At 68.4% G+C, this 21,703-nt stretch carries 9 protein-coding genes; 7 read left to right on the forward strand and 2 right to left on the reverse strand.

From position 1 onward, the window contains the following. Positions 1–216: 216 nt before the first annotated feature. A complete protein-coding gene (gene fabG, locus ACZ7KI_RS07555; protein WP_470272364.1) occupies positions 217–915 on the forward strand; it encodes a 3-oxoacyl-ACP reductase FabG in 699 nt (232 codons plus the stop codon). Here the strand turns inward: fabG and ACZ7KI_RS07560 are convergent. Together ACZ7KI_RS07560 and ACZ7KI_RS07565 are read right to left on the reverse strand one after the other, a co-directional pair. Continuing rightward, the gene (locus tag ACZ7KI_RS07560; RefSeq protein ID WP_470272365.1) at positions 909–1,340 is read right to left on the reverse strand and encodes a MaoC/PaaZ C-terminal domain-containing protein; all 432 of its coding nucleotides are present in this window, start codon (positions 1,338–1,340) and stop codon (positions 909–911) included. The two genes, fabG and ACZ7KI_RS07560, sit on opposite strands and share 7 nt — an antisense overlap. Next, the gene (locus ACZ7KI_RS07565; protein ID WP_470272366.1) at positions 1,337–1,780 is read right to left on the reverse strand and encodes an FAS1-like dehydratase domain-containing protein; all 444 of its coding nucleotides are present in this window, start codon (positions 1,778–1,780) and stop codon (positions 1,337–1,339) included. The genes ACZ7KI_RS07560 and ACZ7KI_RS07565 overlap by 4 nt, the downstream gene beginning before the upstream one ends. Before the next feature lie 598 nt (positions 1,781–2,378). Between ACZ7KI_RS07565 and sbnB the strand changes: the two genes are divergently transcribed. The 6 genes from sbnB (at position 2,379) to ACZ7KI_RS07595 (ending at position 21,683) form a co-directional block, all read left to right on the forward strand. Continuing rightward, positions 2,379–3,422, forward strand: a complete 1,044-nt coding sequence (gene sbnB, locus ACZ7KI_RS07570; RefSeq protein ID WP_470272421.1) for a 2,3-diaminopropionate biosynthesis protein SbnB — start codon at positions 2,379–2,381, stop codon at positions 3,420–3,422. A gap of 54 nt (positions 3,423–3,476) precedes the next feature. Continuing rightward, positions 3,477–4,424 carry a 2,3-diaminopropionate biosynthesis protein SbnA gene (gene sbnA, locus ACZ7KI_RS07575; RefSeq protein WP_470272367.1) on the forward strand — a complete coding sequence of 316 codons (948 nt, stop codon included), beginning with the start codon at positions 3,477–3,479 and terminating at the stop codon, positions 4,422–4,424. Positions 4,425–4,762: 338 nt separating this feature from the next. Next, the gene (locus ACZ7KI_RS07580; RefSeq protein ID WP_470272368.1) at positions 4,763–7,471 is read left to right on the forward strand and encodes an aldehyde dehydrogenase family protein; all 2,709 of its coding nucleotides are present in this window, start codon (positions 4,763–4,765) and stop codon (positions 7,469–7,471) included. Positions 7,472–7,499: 28 nt separating this feature from the next. Beyond that, positions 7,500–9,212, forward strand: coding sequence for a thiamine pyrophosphate-binding protein (locus tag ACZ7KI_RS07585; protein WP_470272369.1), 1,713 nt, complete (start codon positions 7,500–7,502; stop codon positions 9,210–9,212). Positions 9,213–9,255: 43 nt separating this feature from the next. Continuing rightward, positions 9,256–10,518, forward strand: coding sequence for a beta-ketoacyl-ACP synthase II (gene fabF, locus ACZ7KI_RS07590; RefSeq protein WP_470272370.1), 1,263 nt, complete (start codon positions 9,256–9,258; stop codon positions 10,516–10,518). Positions 10,519–10,595: 77 nt separating this feature from the next. Next, entirely contained in the window at positions 10,596–21,683 is an 11,088-nt protein-coding gene (locus tag ACZ7KI_RS07595) for an amino acid adenylation domain-containing protein (protein WP_470272371.1), read from the forward strand. Positions 21,684–21,703 lie beyond the last annotated feature (20 nt).

Here is a 21,703-nt window from a genome sequence, read left to right on the forward strand (position 1 = left end):
GGTTACAAGCTCTATCTGCAGTTAGAAGCTATAGCGAACCGAGGGTAGGTGTCAACAGGGGGCGTGACCGTACTTGGGGAACCCAAGCGCACCGCATCGACCGAACCTTCTCGCGGTCCGGCCACAACATCGGGCCGTGAGTGATTGACCGGACGTCCGGCCACAGTGGACGGTAGCGGTGGAGCGGACGGGGGTCCGCGGCGAAGGGAGCTGGTCATGGGCCGGTCGGTTCTGGTCACCGGCGGAAACCGGGGTATCGGGTTGGCGATCGCCCGGGATCTCGCGGCTCAGGGCCATCAGGTGGCCGTCACCCACCGCGGTTCCGGTGTGCCGGACGGCCTGTTCGGCGTCAAGGCGGACGTCACCGACTCCGGACAGATCGACGAGGCCTTCACGCTCGTGGAGGAGCATCAAGGCCCGGTCGAGATCGTGGTGTCGAACGCGGGCCTGACCGACGACACGCTGCTGGTGCGGATGAGCGAGGACCAGTTCGAACGGGTCGTCGACGCGAACCTGACCGGCGCCTACCGGGTCGCCAAACGCGCGGCCAGGGGCATGCTGCGCGGCAAATGGGGCCGGTTCGTGTTCATTTCCTCGGTCGTCGCGCTCAGCGGCGCGGCGGGCCAGGCGAACTACGCCGCCAGCAAGGCCGGGCTGATCGGTTTCTCGCGGTCGTTGGCGCGGGAGCTGGGCTCGCGCGCCATCACGTCGAACGTCGTCACGCCGGGATGCGTCCAGACCGACATGTTCGAAGAAGTCGGTGAGGAACGGAAACAGCGGCTACTCGCCGAGATCCCGGCCGGTCGTTACGCGGATCCGGCCGAGATCGCCGCCGCGGTGCGCTTCCTCGCCTCGGAAGAGGCCTCCTATGTCAACGGCGCGGTCTTGGCTGTCGACGGCGGCCTCTGTCACTGAGCGACTGACGGCACCGCCAGGGGAAAGGCCACCACGGCTTCACCGCGGACCGAGGTGGTGCCGTCCTCGACCATCACCGTGAGTGCGAGCCTGACCAGGCGTTCCCCTTCGCCGTCGGTCACTTTGAGCACGCGTCCGGTGCAGGTCGGCACGGAGCCGAGCGGGATGGGCGCGACGAACCTCGCCTGCAGGGAACGGATCCGGTCCCTGCAGGCCCAGTCGCCGACGAACCGGCCGAGGTAGGCCATCGCGAGCATTCCGTGCGCGATGACGTTTTCGTGTCCCGCCGCGATCGCGACCGCCGGGTCGAGGTGAATGGGGTTGTCGTCGCCGGAGGCCGCCGCGAATTCCGCGAGTTTCTCTTCGCTCACCCGTGGCGCGGACAGCGGAGGGAGCTCCTCGCCTGCCGAGGGGAAATCGTTCAAGACGTCACCTCCGCCGGGGAGACCATGAGCACCTGGCGCAGGTCGGCCACCGGTTCGCCGGCGCGGGTGATCGCCGTTTCCTGCACGAGGAAGGTCCGGCCCAACCGGGTGTAGAGGTCGGTGACCGTGGTGGCGAAGGTCAGTTCCTCGTTCGCGTGCACCGGCGCGTGATAGGTGAAGCGTTGCTCGGAGTGCATCACCCGCTCCACCGTGACGCCCAGCAATTCCAGTATGCCCTCGCCCGGCCGGTCCAGTTCGGCGCTGAAGAGCAGCGTCGGCGGCAGCGGGATATCCGGGTGCCCGGCGGCGCGGGCCGCCGCCAGGTCGTGGAAAACCCGGTCGTTCTCGCCGATCACGAGGGCGAACCGGTGTACTCGATCCCGGTCGACTCCGGTGGTGAACGGCGGCAACCGCAGGCCGATGAACGTTTGCTCGATCACGGTCGAATTCTAAATCCTTTCGGCCGGAATGCACAGCGCTCGTCCGTGCCGCGCGATCGGGATATCGGATTCCGATATTCGCGGTGACGAGGCCTCCGACTTCTTAGGAAACCGGGGTCTGCGAGCGGAGTCGGTGACTTGACTGTCGCATGTTTGCGCAATTCACGGCGTTAGCGGAATCTTTACGCGGCCGATGGTAGCGCTCTGTGATGATGAACGCTGGGAGCGCTCCCCTGGCTCCGGCGAATCCGTGTGGAAGATGCCATTGTGGGCGGATCTTCACCTCTTCCCTCGAATACGGAGCGTGTAAACCGCCTGGACGAGAGCTTCGGGTCGGATGACCCTTGAGTGTCACCGAAGCAGACATTGGAGTGACGCTGTGTGCATCGAAATGGTCTCGCTATCCCTTGGTTGGGTGAATTTCGGCCAGTGGCGATGCGCTGTCGGTTCCGGTTGACTCGTGCTCGAGACGCCGCTTCGGCGATGGCGGAACAACACGGGCAGGGCCTGTCGAGAGGGCGCGTCCGATCAAGAGCGGCGGAGCGGGCATTGTGCTGCGTTCTTCTTCTCGAACGGTTTTTTCGGACAGTGTGGAGGCATTCCTTTGAACTCGATTCCGGTGGAAGTCCCCGCCTTCGTAGTGGTGCCAGGTGTCCAGGTGCAGTGGGCTCTCGAGGGCAAGGCGAAGGCGCTGACCTCGGTGGTGGAGAATGCCTACCGGCTGCACGGAGGCGGCGAAACGGTCAATCCGCCCTCATATTTCCTGCGGTTCGAGGACCGTCCCAACGCGCGCATAATCGCCTTGCCCGCGTCGCTGGGTGGAGCCGAGCCCGTGGACGGGATGAAGTGGATTTCCAGCTTTCCCGACAACCTGGAAAAGGGGATTCCGCGCGCGTCGGCCGTACTGGTACTGAACGACCCGGTGACCGGATATCCCTTGGCCTGCATGGAGTCCTCGATCATCAGCGCGGCACGCACGGCCGCGTCCGCGGTGCTGGCCGCCGAGGTGCTGAGCAAGGACCGGTCACGTCCGGCCAGGGTGGGTTTCCTCGGTGCCGGGCTGATCGCCAGGTACGTCCACCAATACCTGGTGGACACCGGCTGGTCCTTCGCCGAACTGGGCGTGCACGACCAGGTCCCGGAGTACTCGACCGGTTTCCGTGACTATCTCGAGCGGTCGGGGCCGGGCGGCACCACCACCGTGTACGAGACGAGCGAGGAGCTGATCCGGGCCAGCGATCTCGTCGTGCTCACGACCACCGCGGCCGAGCCGTACCTCGATGACCCGAGCTGGTTCGACCACCACCCCCTCGTGCTGCACATCTCCCTGCGCGACCTGTCGCCCGAGGTCATCGAGTCCTCGTTCAACGTGGTCGACGACATCGAGCACTGCCTCAAGGCGAACACCTCCGTCCACCTGCTCGAACAGCGGCTGAAGCACCGCGACTTCCTCGGCGGCACGCTCCATGACGTACTCACCGGGAGCCTCTCGGTACCCCGTGACGGGACGGTGGTCTTCTCGCCGTTCGGTCTCGGCGTCCTGGACCTCGCCGTCGGCCGGTACGTCTATGGCGAACTCGAGACGGCGGGTCGCCTCACGCCGATCGACGGATTCTTCTCCGAACTCAGCCGCCATGGCTGAGGGGGCGCGAGGCGGACGCGGGTTCAGTGACGACTACAAGAGAAGGCGGCAGGGGTGACACTCATTACTCGTGCGGAGGACTTCAACGCCAATGACCTCTACATCGATCTCGGGCACGCGCTGGGCCGGTCCCTGCACCTGAAGTGCGAGGGCTTCAACTTCGCAGGTTCCATCAAGTTCAAGGCCGCGCAGGAAATGGTGAACGGGGCGGAGGACAGGGGGCTGCTCGGGCCCGGTTCCACGATCATCGAGTCGTCCTCGGGAAACCTCGGTGTCGCGCTCAGCATGATCGCCGCGAGCCGGGGCTACGAGTTCATCTGTGTCACCGATTCCCGGTGCAACGAGACGATGCGTCTGCAGATGCTCGCCTTGGGCGCCGAGGTGCATGTCGTGACCGAGCCCGACGGCGAACGGGGCCTGGTCGGCGCGCGGATCGATCTCGTCCGCCGGTTGTGTGCGCGGAACACCGGCTATGTGTGGCTGAACCAGTACGGGAATCCCGACAACTGGGGTGCGCATTTCACCGGCACGGGACCGGAGATCGCCAAACAGTTCCCCGACCTGGATGTGCTCTTCGTCGGCGCCGGGACGACCGGGACGCTGATGGGGTGTGCCCGCTATTTCCGGGAATTCAGGCGGCAGACCAAGATCGTCGCGATCGACGTCGTCGGCTCGACGCTGTTCGGAGGGCCGTCGAAGCCCCGTGCCATTCCGGGACTCGGCAATGGGATCCGCCCGGGCATCTTCGACGAGTCCTTGGTCGACGACGTGGTGGTGGTCGACGAGGTGGCCACCGTGCGCATGTGCCGCCGGCTGGCCGGAAAGGGGTTCCTGTTCGGCGGCTCCACCGGAACGGTGGTCGCGGGAGCACTGTCCTGGCTGGACCGGTGGGACGGCGGGGACTTGGTGACGGTCGCGGTTTCCCCGGATTTCGGAACACATTATCTCGGCACGGTGTACCGGAGTGAATGGGTGGAAGAGGTCTACGGCAACGTGGTTTGAGGTGGCGCGCGCCGAATCGCGCGTACTGGTGGTCGTGATTGTTTCGGGTGGCTGAAGCTGCCCGAAATAATTGCGGCCATTGGCGTTTTTCCGCATTTTGCGGTCTGCGCGATGAGCGGAAAAAATTGCAATAAGTGTCTTGACACCCCATCTTGGCTGTATTTATCCTCCTTTCGTGGGACACCGGTAGGTGGTCCTCATCCGAAGGTCGTAGTTCTGCGGAAGTAACGATCTCGCCGAAATCGATGTGGTGCCGAAGGTCGGACTCGCGTCCTTTGCCCGCTCTGTTGCGAAGTGCCATCCACTGTCAGTACGAGGCATCGGGAGTCGAATTAGCCATGCTTGTCAACGAGCAAGATCAGGAGATCTCGTCGACCCGGGCAGTGCGGGATTGTTTCACCCTGATCCACGTACTGCGTGAGCACGGCGTGTCCGAAAAGGACCGTGTCGTCCTGTCGGCCGAAAACTCCGCCGAGTTCGTCCTGACCCTGTTCGCGCTGATGGAGCTGGGTGTCTCGGTCGGGCTGATCGACCGGAAGATCCCGGAGGCGGCGTGCGCCCAGCTGGTCGCGGAGTCAGGTGCCCGCTGGTTCCTCTCCGACCACAGCCGGCTTGACCCCGCTTTCGGCGAGATCCAGGAGGGCTGGCTGCCCCTTGACCAGTTGAGTGCGCGCGCCAAGGCACTCGACGAGTCGGGCGACGAGATCGAGCGCGGTGACGAGCTCACCTTCGAACGCTGGGCCGCCCGGCCGGACGCGTTGCTGGTGTGGAGTTCCGGCAGTTCGGGTGTGCCTAAGGGGATCTTCCGCGGCGGCGCGTCGGTGCTGAACAACGTGCGGCGGACTCACGAACGGATGGGGTACACGGCCGACGACGTGCTGTTGCCGCTGCTGCCCTTCACTCACCAGTACGGGCTTTCCATGCTGCTGTTGTGGTGGCGTTCCGCCGCCACGCTGACCGTGGTGCCCAGCAACCGGATCGACCGGGCGCTGGAGTCCATCACCCGGCGAGGCGTGACGGTGGTGGACGCGGTCCCCGCCGCCTATCGCACCATGCTCCGGATGACGGAGGGGCGCAGGTCCATGGCCTCGTTCGTCGATTCGGTGCGGATGTGGTGCGTGGGCGGCGAACCACTGGGAGACGACCTGCGGCGCCGTTTCGCCGCCAGGGTCGGCAAGCCGTTGCTGGACGGTTACGGGAGCAGCGAGGCCGGCAACATCGCCATCGCGGGCCCGGACTGCCCTGTCCATTGTGGACCTCCGCTGCCCGGTATCGCCGTGCAGGTGCTCGGGGACAACGGCAGGCCGGTTCCGCCGGGCGTGGTCGGCGAGGTGGTCGTGCGCACGCCGGACCTGATGTCGGGCACGCTTGAGCCCGGCGGGCTGGTGCGCCCGGTCGACCAGCTCGATTACCACACCGACGACATCGGCTTCCTGGATCAGGAAGGCAACCTCCGGGTACTGGGCCGGAAGTCGGCGGTGCACCGGTTCGGGCACACCCTCTATCCGGACGCGATCGCGGACAAACTCAGTGACTGCGGGGCACCGGTCCGGCTCGTCCCGGTGGAGAACGAAGCGCGGGGGACGCAGCTGGTGCTGCTCGTCGCGGATCCGGACGAGCGGCCGGTCGCGCACTGGCGCCGGGCCACGGGCAAGTTCCTCGCCGAGTACGAGCGGCCGAACCGGATCGTGGTCCTTCCGGAATTCCCGGTGAAGAGCAACGACAAAGTGGATTTGCAGGCGCTCAGAGACATGGCTTCGAGCGCGGTCGCGCTCGAAGGAGTGAAAGGATTCCGTTCAGTGGGACGTGTCGGTGCTTCCGCGGAGGATCTGTCGTCGATCCCGTTCCCCGACCGGGTCGATCGCCTCGCCGCGGTGGTGGAGGTGTTGCGGAACCGGCGGTCCGAGGTGATCGAGGTACTCACCGAGGTCTGCAACTACAAGACCGCCTACGGAGAGGTCGACGCCTCGATCGGCGCGCTGGAAGGCGCGGTGGCCGAAGTGGCGGAACACGAGCCGCGCGCGATCGGTCAGGTCGGCGTGCTGATGCCGTCGAACATTCCGCTCTACAGCTACGTTCTGTACCTCCTGATCCCCAGTCTCTACAGCGAGCGAGTGGTGTTCCGGCCGTCCCGGCGGATCGACGACCAGACCCGGAAACTGCATGAACTGCTCGCCGGGGCGCACGGTCTGCCGATCGTGCTGGACGACAGCGAGCAGGCGGAGTTCCTGAACGGCGAGGGCGCCAGGTCCGACGTGCTGGTGTTCACCGGCACGTACAAGAACGCCGAAAAGATCCGGATGGGGCTGCGCCGCGATCAGCTGTTCCTCTACTTCGGACAGGGTGTCAACCCGTTCATCGTCGGCCCGGGCGCGGATCTTCCGAAGGCGGTCGACGGCTTGCTGCGGGTACGCATGCTCAACTCCGGACAGGATTGCTTCGGCCCGGACGTGGTGTTCGTGCACACCTCGATCAGCGCTCAGTTCTGCAATCTGCTCTGCCGCCGCGTATCCGGCTTGCGCCACGGCCGGTTCGAGGATCCGCTCGCCGAGTACGGTTCGATGTTCTATCTGGACGCCTTCGACGCCTCGCTGGAATACCTGCGCAAGAACCGGGAGTTCCTCGCCGCGGGCGGCGATGTGAACTTCGTGGACAACCATCTCCGGCCGACCGTGCTGATCCGGCAGGCGGACACCAAGGTGAACCCGCCCGAACTGTTCGCGCCGATCTTCAACGTGGTGCCGTTCACTTCGCAGGAGTGGCTGCACGAGATGGTGGATCACCCGTACTTCGAGGAGCGGGCGATGGCGGCCACCGTGTTCGGCCGGATGCCGGAGACCGTGGAACTGCTCCGCCGTCGGCACACCGTCAGCGTCAACGAAACCCTGATCGAGGTGGAGAGCGGCAACAGCCCGTTCGGTGGCACCGGGATCAGGGCCAACTACGCCGCCATCGGTAAAAAGCGGTACGCGCAGCCGTTGTTGCTCAGCAAAGCGGTGGCCGACCACCTGTCCGTAGCGGATATCGCGGCCGAGCAGATCGCTTGAGCCGGCCATGGAACACGGGGAGCGGCAGATGAGCGCGGCATCGGACCGAACGATCGAGGGTTGCTGGAACGCGGCCGCCCTCGCGCTCGGCGGGTCGGCGGTACGGACCGTCTTCGGCCTGCCGGGTGACGATCTCGACGCGCTGGGCGCGATGGCGGACGCCGGTATCCGGTTCGTCCTGTGCCGCGATCAGCGCAACGCCGTGTTCATGGCCACCGGTTACGCCATCCAGTCCGGTGACCTCGGCGTGGCGGTGCTGGGCAAGGGGCCCGCGGTGACCAACGCGGTGACCGGGTTGCTCGAGGCGCGCGGTTCGGCCGCACCGGTCCTGGTCTTGTCCGGGGGTACTTCGACCGACCGCCAGGGCAGTGGTGCGTTCCAGGAACTGGATCAGCTCTCCGTGGTCCGGCCACTGGTGAAGTGGGCCGCGAGGGTGGATCATCCCGGTCGGCTGATCCCGATGCTCCGCCGCGCGATACTCGTCGCGCGCGGTGGCACCCCGGGTCCGGTGTACCTGGAACTGCCGGATCACCTGCTGACCAAGAAGATCCCGCTCCCGGCCGTGGTGGCGGGGGCGGAGCCGGAACGCCCGGCCACGATCACGCTGGCCGGTGACTCGCCCGTGGCAGCGGCGCTCGGCGCCGCGGCCCGGCCGATTCTGCTGGTGGGCGGCGGGATGCGGCATCGGAACGCCGACCGCCGCGTGGAGCGGCTGGCCGAGGCATTCGGTGCCGCGATCGCCTGTACCGCGAGTGGACGCGGCGTGGTTGACGAGACTTCATCGCTCTACTGTGGACTGTCCGGGTTGTACACCCCGGAGCCGTCCGGTCCCTTGTGGGCGGACGCGGACTGCGTGCTCGCGCTGGGAAGCAGGCTGGAGGAGACGGCGACCTTCGGCTGGCCGGAGCGGATCGGCAAGGACGTCCCGGTGATCCAGGTCAACGTGGACGCGGCGGAGCTGAGCGCCGAATTCGACGGCCCGGCACTGCTCGCCGACGCGGGTGCGGTGATCGACGCCCTGCTCGCGAACGCGCCCGAACGCGCCGGAGGTACCGCGTGGACCGAGCGGGTAGGCGCGGTCCACCGGGAACTGCGTACGGCGCACCAGGAAGCGCTGGTGAAGCTGCGCGCCGAGCCGGAACCGGCGATCGCCGAGCTGCTCGAAGCGCTGGACACGGTGCTGCCCGGCGACCGGATCCTGGTGCAGGAGAACGGCTTGCAGGACATGTGGTCCTATCGGTTCCCGCTTTACGCCTGTGACGGCGAGGCGAGCTCGGTGGTGCCTTCGGAGCAGACCAGCCTCGGTTTCGGTGCCGCCGCCGCCATCGGGGTGAAGGAGGCCGCGCCGGACCGGCCGGTGGTCGCCTTCGTCGGTGACGGGGCGTTCGGCCTGTTCGCCGCGGACCTGCCGACCGCGATGGACCGGGGCGTGCTCTACGTGGTGCTGCGTAACGGTGGATACGGCTGGCTGCAGGCTCAACTGGACCAGCGCGATCAGCCGATCCCCGAGACCTCTTTCGTGGATCAAGCGATGACCCGGGTCGGCGCGCCGGACCTGCCGGGTCTGCGCCAGTTCACCGTGGCCGAACGGGAAACCCTCGTTTCCCAGGTGACGGAGGCGGCGAAGCTCTGCGCCGCCGGGGAAACCGTCGTGCTCAACATGCCCGTCCGCCTGGCGGACTCGATGTTCGGCGGAGCCAAGGCAGGCGGCGACTTTCCCGTGCTGTCCGGCCCGGCGTGACGGGCGAGGCGGCGGAGCAGTGGCCATCTACCGAAAGGAGCAGATGATGTCCGTTCCTGGCAACGAAGCGGGCCGGAAGGTCGTGATCACCGGTTGGGGTGCGGTGACGCCGGTGGGCCTCACCGCCGACGAGACCTGGCAGGCGCTGATCGCGGGGAAGAGCGGGATCGGCACGGTGACCTGCATCGAGGCCGATGATCTGCCGACGAATCTGGCCGGAGAGGTCACCGGCTTCGACCCCAAGCGGTATCTGGAGCACAAACAGCTTCGACGCATGGATCCCTACGCGCAATACGCCTTCGCGGCGGCCAGCGAGTCGCTCCGCATGGCGAAGCTGGACATCGACGAGGAGAACGGCGCCCGGGTGGGCGCGCTGATCGGCAGTGGGTACGGGCCGATGAGCTCGATGGTCAAACACGTGACCGAACTCGAAAGCAAGGGCCCGCGCGCGGTGAGCCCGTTCGCCCCGATCACCGGTGCGATCGACAGCGCGGCAGGCGAGATCAGCCTGGCGTTCGGGGTCATGGGGCCGACCAGGGCGATGAGCAGCGCTTGTGCTTCGGGGACCGACGCGATCGGGGAAGCCGCTCGCTGGATCCGGAGCGGGGTGGTGGACGCGGTGATCGCGGGCGGCGCCGAACATGTGCTGACCCGGATCGACCTGGCCGGTAGCGGGAACGCGAAGGCGCTCTCCACCAGGACCGGGACGCCGACCGAGGCGTCGCGGCCCTTCGACGCCGACCGGGACGGCTTCGTGATGAGCGCCGGTGCCGGCGTGCTGATCCTGGAATCGGCCGAACACGCGCTGGCCCGCGGGGCGACGGTGCTCGCCGAGGTGCTCGGCTACGCGTCGACCTCGGACGCCCATCACTGGACCGCGCCGCATCCGACGGGCCGCGGGGTGCGGGCGGCGATGCGCGGCGCGCTCGCGGACGCCGGGATCGCACCGTCCGATGTGGACTACATCAACGCGCACGGGACCAGCACGCTGCTGAACGACAAGTCCGAATTGGACTCGATCCGCGCGGTGTTCGCCGAACGGGCCGAGCAGATCCCGATCAGTTCCACCAAATCGATGACCGGGCACATGATCGGCGCCGCCGGCGCGGTGGAGGCGATGGTCGGCGCGATGGTGATCAACAGCGGGATCGTGCCACCGACGATCAACTGTCATCGGCCGATCGACGACAAGGTGAACTTCGTGCCCCACGAAGCGCAGCGGCACGACGTGGACGTGGTCATGAGCAACTCCTTCGGATTCGGCGGGCACAACGCCGTCGTCGTGCTGCGCCGCTGGACGCGGTAGCTCGAACGGAACCGGCCTTCGCCGGTTCTCGGCAAGTGGTCGGTGAAACCGGAGAAGCGAGACGGAGAAACGTAGCGATGCAGAAAGCTCCACGAGGTCGACTTCGGCCGCTCTCAGCCGCCCAGCGCGGAATCTGGTACGCGCAGAAGCTGAACCCGGACAACCTTTTCGTGATGTCCGAGTACCTCGAGATCCACGGTTCGATCGACGTGGAGCTGTTCGACGAGGCGCTGCGGCGTACCGCGCTCGAAGCGGAGACGGCCCGGGTCCGGGTGGTCGAGGACGACGACGGGGTCTGGCAGTACCCGGTGGACCACGGGCCGTTGCTCAGCTTCGACTACCGCGGCCACGCCGATCCGTCGGCCGACGCGGAAGCCTGGATGCGGGAGGACCTCTACCGCGAGTTCGAACCGGACGTCCCGCTCGCGGTGGACGCGTTGTTCCAGGTCGCCGACGAGAAGTTCCTGTACTACCAGCGCACCCACCACCTGACCTCGGACGGTGTCAGCGGCCGGATCTTCGCCGGACGGCTGGCCGAGATCTACACCGCGCTGGTCACGGGCACCGAGTACCGGGCGCCCTACTTCGCCTCGCTGGACGAGTGCCTCGCCGACGAGGCGGAATACCGGTCCTCGCCCGCCTTCGAACGCGATCGGCGGTACTGGTCGCGGCGGCTGGCCGATCGGCCGTCGCCGGTCGGGGTGACCGCAGGCAGCGCGCCCGCCAGCGCCCGTCCGGTGCGCCGCACCGCCTACCTCGACCCGGACCTGCTGGCCCGGTTGCGCACGGTGGCCAGGGCGCACGCGAGCAACTGGTCGGTCGCGCTGACCGCGGCCGTCGGCGTGTACCTGCACCTGCTCACCGGCGCGCGAGTGGTGCCCGTCGGGTTCCCGGTGGCGGCGCGCACGAGCAAGGTCCTCAAGACCACGCCGATCATGGCGTCCAACATTTTGGCGCTGGTGCTGGACATCGACCCCGCGATCACCTTCGGCGAAGTCCTGCGCAGGACCACCCGGGAGGCCCGCGAGACGTTGAAGCACCAGCGGTACCGGCAGGAGGACATCCTCCGGGACCTGAACCTGGTCGGCGGCGCGGATCAGCTGGCCGACGTCGTGGTCAACATCATGCCGTTCGACTACAACGTCACCTTCGGCGGACATCCCGTCACCGCGCACAACCTGTCCAACGGGGTCCTCGACAACATCGAGATCACCGCCTACGACCGGATGGACGGCGGCGGCGTCCGGATCGACTTCGACGGCAACGAGTCGCTGTACCGGGACGAGGAGATCGAGGCGCACCTTTCGGCCCTGCTGCGGCTGCTCGAAGCGCTGGTGGCCGAGCCGGACGTCCCGCTGTCCCGGTTCGATCTGGTCTCCGAGGCCGATCGGCACCGGATGCTCGTCGAATGGAACGACACCGCGAAACCGGCGGAGTTCACCGACGTGGTGGAACGCGTGCGGGAATTCGCCCGCCACACCCCGGACGCGGTCGCGGTGGTCGACGACGACGGCGAAACCACCTACGCCGAGCTTGTCGCGAGGGCAAGCGCGCTGTCCCGCGAGCTCCGTGCGGCGGGCGCGGGGCCGGACACGCTGGTCGCGCTGCCCACCGAACCGGGCGCCGGGTTCATCACCTCGGTCCTCGGTGTTTTCGGCGCGGGCGCGGCCTATGTGCCGATCGACGTCGACGCCCCGATCGCCCGGTCCGCCGCCCTTCTCCAAGACTGTGGCGCCCGGCTGGTGCTCTGCTCACCGGCGCTGGCCGGATACGGCGAGTCGCTCGTCGCGGAGGCCGGGCATGCCGCCGAGGTGGTGGTGACCGGTGGCTCCCGCGACGAGCTCACCGACCTGCTGCCCGTCCTCGGCGCGGGGGACGACTTGGCCTATGTGCTGTTCACCTCCGGCTCCACCGGAAAGCCCAAGGGCGCCATGGTGCATCGCCGCGGCATGGTCAACCACCTGCTGGCCAAGGTGGACGACTGCGGCCTCACCTCGGACGACGTCATCGTGCAGAACGCACCCCTCACCTTCGACATCTCCATCTGGCAGATGCTTGCCGCGCTCGTCGTCGGCGGTCGCACCCGTGTCGTGCGCCGGGCGCTGGCCGTGGACCCGAGGGCCCTTTTCCGCCGCGTCGCCGAGGAAAAGGTCACTATTCTCGAAGTGGTGCCGTCGCTGCTGCGCGCGGTGCTGGACGCCTGGGAGGCCGACGGGAGCCTGCTCGGGCTGCCGGAGCTGCGCTGGCTGCTGGTGACCGGGGAGGCGTTGCCCGCCGACCTGTGCGCGCGCTGGCTGGAGCGCTACCCGGCTATCCCGATGATGAACGCCTACGGGCCGACCGAATGCTCCGACGACGTCACGCACGCGGTGATCGACCGGCCGGACGTGGTCGGCACGGACGTCGTGCCGATCGGAAAGGCACTGCGCAACACCCGGCTTTACGTCCTCGACGACCGGCTGCGACCGGTGCCCATCGGCAGCCCCGGCGAGCTGTACGTCGGCGGAACCGGTGTCGGCCGCGGGTATCTGGCCGATCCGGCGCGGACGGCGGCGGTTTTCCCGGCCGACCCGTACAGCCCGCGGCCGGGCGCCCGGATGTACCGCACGGGTGACTACGTGCGTGCCTTCCCGGACGGCGCGCTGGTGTTCCTGGAGCGCCGCGACCATCAGGTGAAGATCCGGGGGCATCGGATCGAGCTCGGCGAGATCGAGTCGGTCCTGTCCCGCCATCCGGCCGTCGCGCAGCTCGCCGTCGTGGTCCGCGAAGACCGGCCGGGAGACAAACGGCTGGTCGCCTACGTCGTGCCGCCACAGTCCGAAATGGACACTGTCGACGGTTCGGAGCTGCGTGCCCACGCCGAGGCCGCGCTGCCCGCTTCCATGGTTCCCGCCGCGTTCGTCGTGCTTCCCGCGCTGCCGCTCACCCCGAACGGCAAGCTGGACCGGAAAGCCCTGCCGTCACCGGACTTCGGTGGCGCGGCGGACTCCGGCGGCCGCGCTCCGCGAGGTCCGGTCGAGGAGTTGCTCGTCGGGGTCTTCGCCGACGTACTGGGTCTCGACGAGGGGCCGGGTGTCGACGACAGTTTCTTCGATCTGGGCGGGCATTCGCTGCTGGCCACCCGGTTGGTCAGCAAGGTGCGCTCGGCGCTCGACGTGGAGCTGTCGATCCGATCGGTGTTCGAGGCGCCCACGGTCGCCGGGCTGGCCCGGCTGGTCGAGAACGCCGGACGCGCCCGGCTCAAGATCACCGCCAGGGAACGGCCCGAAGTGCCGCCGTTGTCCTTCGCCCAGCGGCGGCTGTGGTTCGTGAACCGGCTGGACGAGGCGGGCGGTGTCTACAACATCCCGCTGCCGTTGCGGCTCAAGGGAAACCTCGACGAAGTAGCACTGTTCGCCGCGTTCGGGGATCTGCTCGCCCGGCACGAACCGCTGCGCACCCTGTTCCCGGAGGAGAACGGCGAACCGGGTCAGCTGCTCTTGGACGTCGAGGACGCGGTGTCCCGGTTGGCCGCGGCGACCTCGACCGAGCGGGTGACCGAGGCCGCGCTGGCCGAGAGGCTCGCTTCGGCCTCCTCGTGCCGGTTCGACCTCGGCACGGAACCGCCGATCAAGCTCTGGCTGTTCGAACTGGCCGCCGACGAACACGTCCTGCTCGTGGTGCTGCACCACATCGCCGGGGACGGCTGGTCGCTGGCGCCGTTGCTGCGTGATCTGGAGGTCGCCTACCGGGCCAGGCTCGCGGGCGACGCGCCCGCGCAGGCCCCGCTTCCGGTGCGGTACCTGGATTACACCTTGTGGCAGCGGGAGATGCTCGGCTCCGACGCGGATCCGGACAGTGTGCAGGCCGAGCAGATCCGGTACTGGCGGGATCGGCTCGCCGGACTGCCGTCCGTCCTCGAACTGCCCGCTGACCGGCCGCGGCCCGCGGTGGCCTCCTACCGGGGCGGCCGGGTGCCTTGGGCGCTGGACGGCGACACCTACGCCCGGCTCACCGCGCTCGCCAGGCAGTCGCAGGTCAGTGTCTTCATGGTGCTGCAGGCGGCGGTTTCCGCGCTGTTGACCAGGATGGGCGCCGGTACCGACATCCCGATCGGCACTCCGGTCGCCGGGCGTACCGACGAGGCGTTGGACGATCTGGTCGGGTTCTTCGTGAATACGCTGGTGTTGCGGACCGACACCTCGGGCGAGCCGACGTTCCGTGAGTTGCTGGAGCGCGTGCGGCAGACGGATCTGTCCGCCTACGCCCATCAGGACGTTCCGTTCGAGCGGCTGGTGGAGGTGCTCAACCCGGAGCGTTCGCTGGCCTGGCATCCGCTGTTCCAGGTGTTGCTGGTGCTGCAGAACACCCCCGAGCCCGAGCTGGACCTGCCCGGTCTCCGGCCGAGCCTCGAGCAGATGCGCACCACCGTGTCCAAATTCGACCTCTGGTTCGACATCGAGGAGACCCGGGACGACTCGGGTGTGCCGAACGGGCTGGCCGGCGCCATCGAATACGCCGCCGACCTGTTCGATCCCGAGACCGCCGGCTCACTCGGTGCGCGACTGAAGCGGTTGCTCACCGCGGTGGCCGACCATCCCGACGCCCCGATCGACGCGCTGGAGATCCTCGAACCCGCCGAGCGCGAACGGATCACCGTCGCCTGGAACGACACGGCACGGGACTTCCCGCTGACCACGCTGACCGCGTTGCTGGAGACCACTTCGCTTCGGCACGGCGAGGCGACCGCCGTGGTCTGCGGTGAGGATTCGCTGACCCACGCCGAACTGCACGAGCGGGCGAACCGGCTGGCCAGGGTGCTGGTGGACCGCGGAGTCGGTCCGGAGTCGCTGGTCGCGGTGGCGTTGCCGCGTTCGGCGGACGCGGTCGTGGCGTTGCTGGCGGTGCTGAAGGCGGGCGGGGCCTACCTCCCGGTGGACCCGGGCTATCCGGCGGAGCGGATCTCGTTCATGTTCGCCGACGCCGAGCCGGTGTGCGTGCTCACCGATTCGGTACTCGGCGCGCACCTTCCGCCGCTGCCCGAGCGAACCGCGCTGGTGGCGCTGGACGATCCCGCGCTGGCCGGGGAACTTCGGCGACAGTCCGCCTCGACACTGACCGACGCCGACCGTCGTGGCCCGGTGTCGCCGGGCAACCTCGCCTACGTCATCTACACGTCGGGTTCGACCGGCCTGCCCAAGGGCGTCACGATCGACCACCGCGGTGTGGTGGACCTGGTGTGCTGGGCGCTGGAGTACTTCCCAGCGGACCAGCTCGCCTCGGTGTTGCTGTCGACTTCGCTGAACTTCGACGTGTCGGTGTTCGAGCTGTTCGCCCCGCTGGCGGCCGGTGGCCGGGTGGAGCTGGTGGAGAACCTGCCGGCTTTGCTGGAGCGGGGCGGCTGGTCCGGCGGTCTGGTCTCCGGGGTGCCGTCGGTGTTCGCGCAGGTGCTCGCCGCCGGGGTGGAACTGGACGCGCGTGCCGTGGTGCTGGCAGGCGAAGGCTTGCCCGCCAAGGTGTTCAACCAGGTGCGCAGGTCGGTTCCGGACGCGGAGATCGCGAACATCTACGGTCCGACCGAGGCGACGGTGTACTGCCTGGAGTGGCGGTCGGCGGGGGACGGGGAACTCACCCGGGCGGCGTTGACGGGCAAGCCGCTGTCGAACCACCAGGCCTACGTGCTGGACGCGGGTCTGCGTCCGGTACCCGCCGGGGTGTCGGGGGAGTTGTACATCGCGGGCGCGGGACTGGCCAGGGGCTACCTCGGTCGTCCGGGGTTGACCGGCGAGCGGTTCGTGGCGAATCCGTTCGGCGCCCCGGGATCGCGGATGTACCGCACCGGCGATCTGGTGCGGTGGACGGCCACGGGGGACATCGACTACCTCGGTCGTGCCGACGATCAGGTGAAGGTGCGCGGGTTCCGGATCGAACTGGGTGAGATCGAATCCGTGCTGTCCCGGCATTCCGATGTGGACGGTGTCGCCGTCGTGGTGCGCGCGGACCGGCGCGGGGACAAGCAGTTGGTCGCCTACCTGACCGGTACCGGCCTGGACATGACCGACGTGCGGGCCTTCGCCGGTGCGTCGCTGCCGGGGTACATGGTTCCGGCGGCCTTCGTGGTGCTGAACGAATTCCCGTTGAACGCCAACGGAAAACTGGACCGGCGGGCACTTCCGGAGCCGCAGTTCGCCGTCGGCGCGACAGGGGGACGTGCTCCCGCCGACCAGGTCGAAGAAGCGCTGTGTTCGGTGTTCGCCGAGATACTCGGCCTGGAAACCGTCGGGGTCGAAGACAGCTTCTTCGATCTGGGCGGGCATTCGCTGCTGGCCACCAGGTTGATCAGCCTGGTCCGGTCCGCGCTGGAGGTGGAACTGCCGATCCGTTCGGTGTTCGAGGCACCCACCCCCGCCGGGCTCGCCCGCGCCGTCCGGCGGGCAGGCGCCGCGCGGCAAGGGATCGAGGTCAGGCAGCGGCCCGAGCTCGTGCCGTTGTCGTTCGCGCAGCGGCGGCTGTGGTTCCTGAACCAGTTGGACCGGGCCGGGGGGATGTACAACATCCCGATCGCGGTGCGGCTGTCCGGTGAACTGGATCGGATGGCCCTGTTCGAAGCGATCACGGACGTGGTCGCCCGGCACGAAGCCCTGCGCACGGTTTTCCCCGACCAGAACGGTCAACCCGTCCAAGAAGTCCTCGAAGCCGCTGCCGCCGTACTGCAGCTGATCGAGGGGTTCACCGTGGACCCGATCAGCGAGACCGACCTGCCCGCCCGGCTGCGGACGGCCGCCGGTGCCCGCTTCGACCTGGCCGTGGAGCTTCCGCTCAAGGCGTCCCTGTTCGAACTGAGCCCCACCGAACACGTGCTGGCGCTGGTGGTGCACCACATCGCCGGTGACGGCTGGTCGCTCACGCCGTTACTGCGCGATCTGAGCGCCGCGTACCGGTCGCGGGTGGCCGGGCAGCATCCGCTGTTCGTACCGCTGCCGGTCCAGTACGCGGACTACGCGTTGTGGCAGCGCGAGATGCTCGGGTCCGAAGTGGACTCCGGCAGCGAGTTCGCCCGGCAGCTCGGCTTCTGGCAGGACCGGCTCGCCGGGATCCCGGACGCCATCGAACTGCCGGCGGACCGGCCCCGGCCGGATATCGCCACGCATCGGGGCGCCGCCCTGTCCTGGCGGATCGGCGCGGACCTGCACGCCGGAATGGCCGCGCTGGCGCGAAAGCATCAGGCGAGTGTGTTCATGGTGGTGCAGGCGGCGGTGTCCGCGCTGCTGTCGCGGCTCGGCGCGGGTACCGACATTCCACTCGGGACGGTGGTGGCCGGCCGGACCGACCGGGCGGTGGACGATCTGGTCGGCTTCTTCGTGAACACGCTGGTGTTGCGCACGGACATCGGCGGGGATCTGAACTTCACCGAACTGCTGCACCGCGTCCGGCGTGACGACCTCGCCGCGTTCGCGCATCAGGACCTGCCGTTCGACCGCCTGGTGGAGATCCTCGACCCGGATCGGTCGCTGGCCAGGCATCCGTTGTTCCAGGTGATGCTGGTACTGCAGAACACCGAGGCCCCCGAGTTCGACCTGCCCGGTCTCACCTCGGCGGTGGTCGAGCTCGAAACCCGGCTGGCGAAGTTCGACCTGACCTTCGACCTCACCGAGACCTTCACCGCGGACGGCGCACCGGACGGGATCGAAGGTGTCATCGAGTTCGCCACCGACCTGTTCGACGACCGGACGGTGGAGCTGCTGGGCCGCCGGCTGGAACGGCTGCTCGCCGCCGTGACCGTGGATCCGGCCGTGCCGCTGTCCAGGGTCGAACTGCTCGACGACGAGGAGCGCCACAACCTCCTGTCCGGCTGGAACGGGACGACCCCGATCGCCGAGGGCGGGCACACCCTGCCCGAACTGTTCGAGGCGCAAGCCACGCGTACCCCGGACGCGCTCGCGGTGACCAGCGGCGGCGAGTCGTTGACCTACGCCGAGCTCAACGCGCGGGCGAACCGGCTCGCCCGGTTGCTCGCCGGACGCGGGGCCGGACCGGAGTCGGTCGTCGCCCTCGCCTTGCCGCGCTCGGCCGATCTGGTCGTCGCGCTGCTCGCGGTGCTCAAGGCGGGTGCCGCCTATCTGCCGATCGACCCGGACTATCCGGCCGACCGCATCGCGTATCTGCTCCTCGACGCCCGGCCGGTGCTCACCGTGACGACCCCGGAGGTGCGGACGGTCGCGTCGGACACGCCGCGGGTCGTCCTCGGTTCGGCCGCCACGGAGGCGGAACTGTCGGAGCAGCCGGACGCCGACCTCGTCGACGCGGACCGCATCGCGCCGCTGAAGCCGCAGCATCCGGCGTACATCATCTACACGTCCGGCTCGACCGGGAAGCCCAAGGGCGTGGTGGTGCCGCACCAGAACGTGGAACGCCTGTTCTCCGCCACCGACCACTGGTTCCACTTCGGACAGTCCGATGTGTGGTGCCTGTTCCACTCCTATGCGTTCGACTTCTCGGTGTGGGAGCTGTGGGGACCGCTGCTCTACGGCGGCCGTCTCGTGGTGGTGCCCTTCGACATCAGCCGGTCGCCGGAGCAGTTCCTGCGGCTGCTGGGCGAGCAGCGGGTCACTGTGCTCAACCAGACACCGTCGGCGTTCTACCAGCTCATCGCCGCCGACGCCGCCGAACCCGGTACGGACCTCGCCCTGAGCTACGTGATCTTCGGCGGCGAGGCGTTGGACCTCGGCAGGCTCGCGTCGTGGTACGCCCGCCACGCCGACGACGCCCCGGTGCTGGTGAACATGTACGGCATCACCGAGACGACCGTGCACGTCAGCTATGTGCCCTTGCGGGCGGAGGACGCAGAGCCGGGCAAGGGCAGTTTGATCGGGGTGGGGATCGGCGATCTCCGGCTGTACGTCCTTGACGATCACCTCAACCTGGTGCCGCCGGGCACGGCCGGTGAGCTTTACGTCGCCGGTGCCGGTTTGGCGAGGGGATACCTCGGCCAGACCCCGCTGACCGCGACGCGGTTCGTCGCCGATCCCTTCGGTGACAACGGAACTCGGATGTACCGCACGGGCGACGTGGTGCGGTGGCGGGCCGACGGGCAGCTCGAATTCGTCGGCCGCGCCGACGATCAGGTCAAGATCCGCGGGTTCCGCATCGAGCTCGGCGAGATCGAATCCGCGCTGGCCGCCCTGCCGTCGGTCGCCGACGCGGTGGTGATCGTCCGCGAGGACCGGGCCGGGGAAAAGCGGCTCGTCGGTTACGTGACACCGGAAAGCGCGGCGGCTCCCGACGTTCTGCGGACCGGACTGCGCGAGGCCCTGCCCGAGTACATGATTCCGGCCGCGTTCGTCGCGCTGGACCGATTCCCGTTGACGGTCAACGGAAAACTCGACCGCAAGGCGCTGCCCGCCCCGGACTTCGCCGCGGTGTCGTCCGGGCAGGCGCCTGCCACCGACCGCGAGGAAGCGCTGTGCGGGGTGTTCGCCGACGTACTGGGTCTGGACACCGTCGGGGTGGACGACAGCTTCTTCGACCTCGGCGGCGACAGCATCGTCTCCATCCAGCTGGTGAGCCGGGCCCGTGCGGCCGGGCTGGTCTTCACCCCGCGGGACGTGTTCGAACGCAAGACGGTGGCCGGGCTGGCCGAGGTGGCCGGGACGCTCGAAGAGACGAGCCTGGTCGCGGCGGAAGACGGGGTGGGTGAACTGCCGCTGACGCCGGTCATGCACTGGTTCTTGGCGGCGGGCGGTCCGGTGGACGGCTTCAACCAGGCGAAGCTGGTCAATGTGCCGGCCGATCTGGGCTGGGAACGGCTGCTCGGCGCGGTCCAGGCGCTGGTGGACCACCACGACGTTCTCCGGTCGCGTCTGCGGGGCGAAGACGAGAAAACCTGGGCGATGGACGTCTCCGAGCCGGGGACCGTCCTGGCTGAGGACTGCGTGCGCCGGGTCGACATCACGGGCCTCCCCTCCGGGGAACGTGCCACGGTGCTCGTCGCGGAAGCCGACACGGCGCGCGCACAACTGGCGCCGCGAGCGGGCCGCATGGTGCGGTTCGTGTGGTTCGACGCCGGCGCGGACGAGGCCGGGCGACTGCTCGTCCTCGCCCATCACCTGGTGGTGGACGGGGTGTCCTGGCGGATCCTGATGCCGGATCTCGCTTCCGCCTGGCAGGCATTGGCCGAGGGCGGAAAGCCGGCGCCGGAACCGGTATGGACCTCGTACCGGGGCTGGTCGCGGTCGCTCACCGAGGCCTCGCGGGCTCCTGAGCGGGTGGCGCAGCTGCCGTTCTGGGCGGCCACCCTCGACGGACCCGACCCGATGCTGGGCCGCCGCGCGCTGGACCCCGGTCGTGACACGGTTGGCGGGGCGGGCTCGATCGGCGTCACGCTTCCGGTCGAAGACACCACCGCGCTGCTCACCACGGTTCCGGCGGCGTTCCGCGCCGGGGTCAACGACGTCCTGCTGACCGCGCTCGCCCTCGCGGTCGGGCAGTGGCGGGAGCGGCGCGGGCTGGGCGGGGACGATTCGGTGCTGCTCGAAGTCGAGGGGCACGGCCGGGAAGAAGTGCTCCCGGGGGTGGAACTGTCCCGCACGGTGGGCTGGTTCACCAGTCTCTACCCGGTGCGGCTCGACCCCGGGCGGGTCGGCTGGGACGAGGTCCGTGCCGGCTCTTCCCGGATCGGGGACGCCCTCAAACGGGTCAAGGAACAGCTGCGGGAAGTACCGGAGAACGGACTGGGATTCGGTCTGCTGCGATACCTGAACCCGGTCACCCGTGACGAGCTCGCGGCCCGGGGTGCGCCACAGATCGCCTTCAACTACCTCGGCCGGTTCGAAACGTCCGCGCCGGGCGAGGCGCAACTGTGGTTGCCCGATTCGGAAACCGAGGAGCTCACGGCGGTCGGCGACGACGGGATGCCGCTGGTGCACGTCCTGGAGATCAACGCGGTCACCGAGGACACCGCGGATGGCCCGCGGTTCAGCGCGTCGCTGACGTGGCCCGGAGAACTGCTTACCGAAGCCGAGGTCACCGAACTCGGGGAGCTCTGGCTCGAGGCGTTGCGGGCGCTCGCCGCCCAGGACGCCGGGCACGGTGGGTTCACCCCGTCGGACCTGTCGTTGGTGGAGCTGAGCCAGGAGGACATCGACCTCCTGGAAGACGAGGAAAACGAGTACGAGGGCGAGGGCTAGACGCTATGCCGGGAAAGAAG

The sequence above is a fragment of the Amycolatopsis sp. NPDC039088 genome (assembly GCF_055598845.1).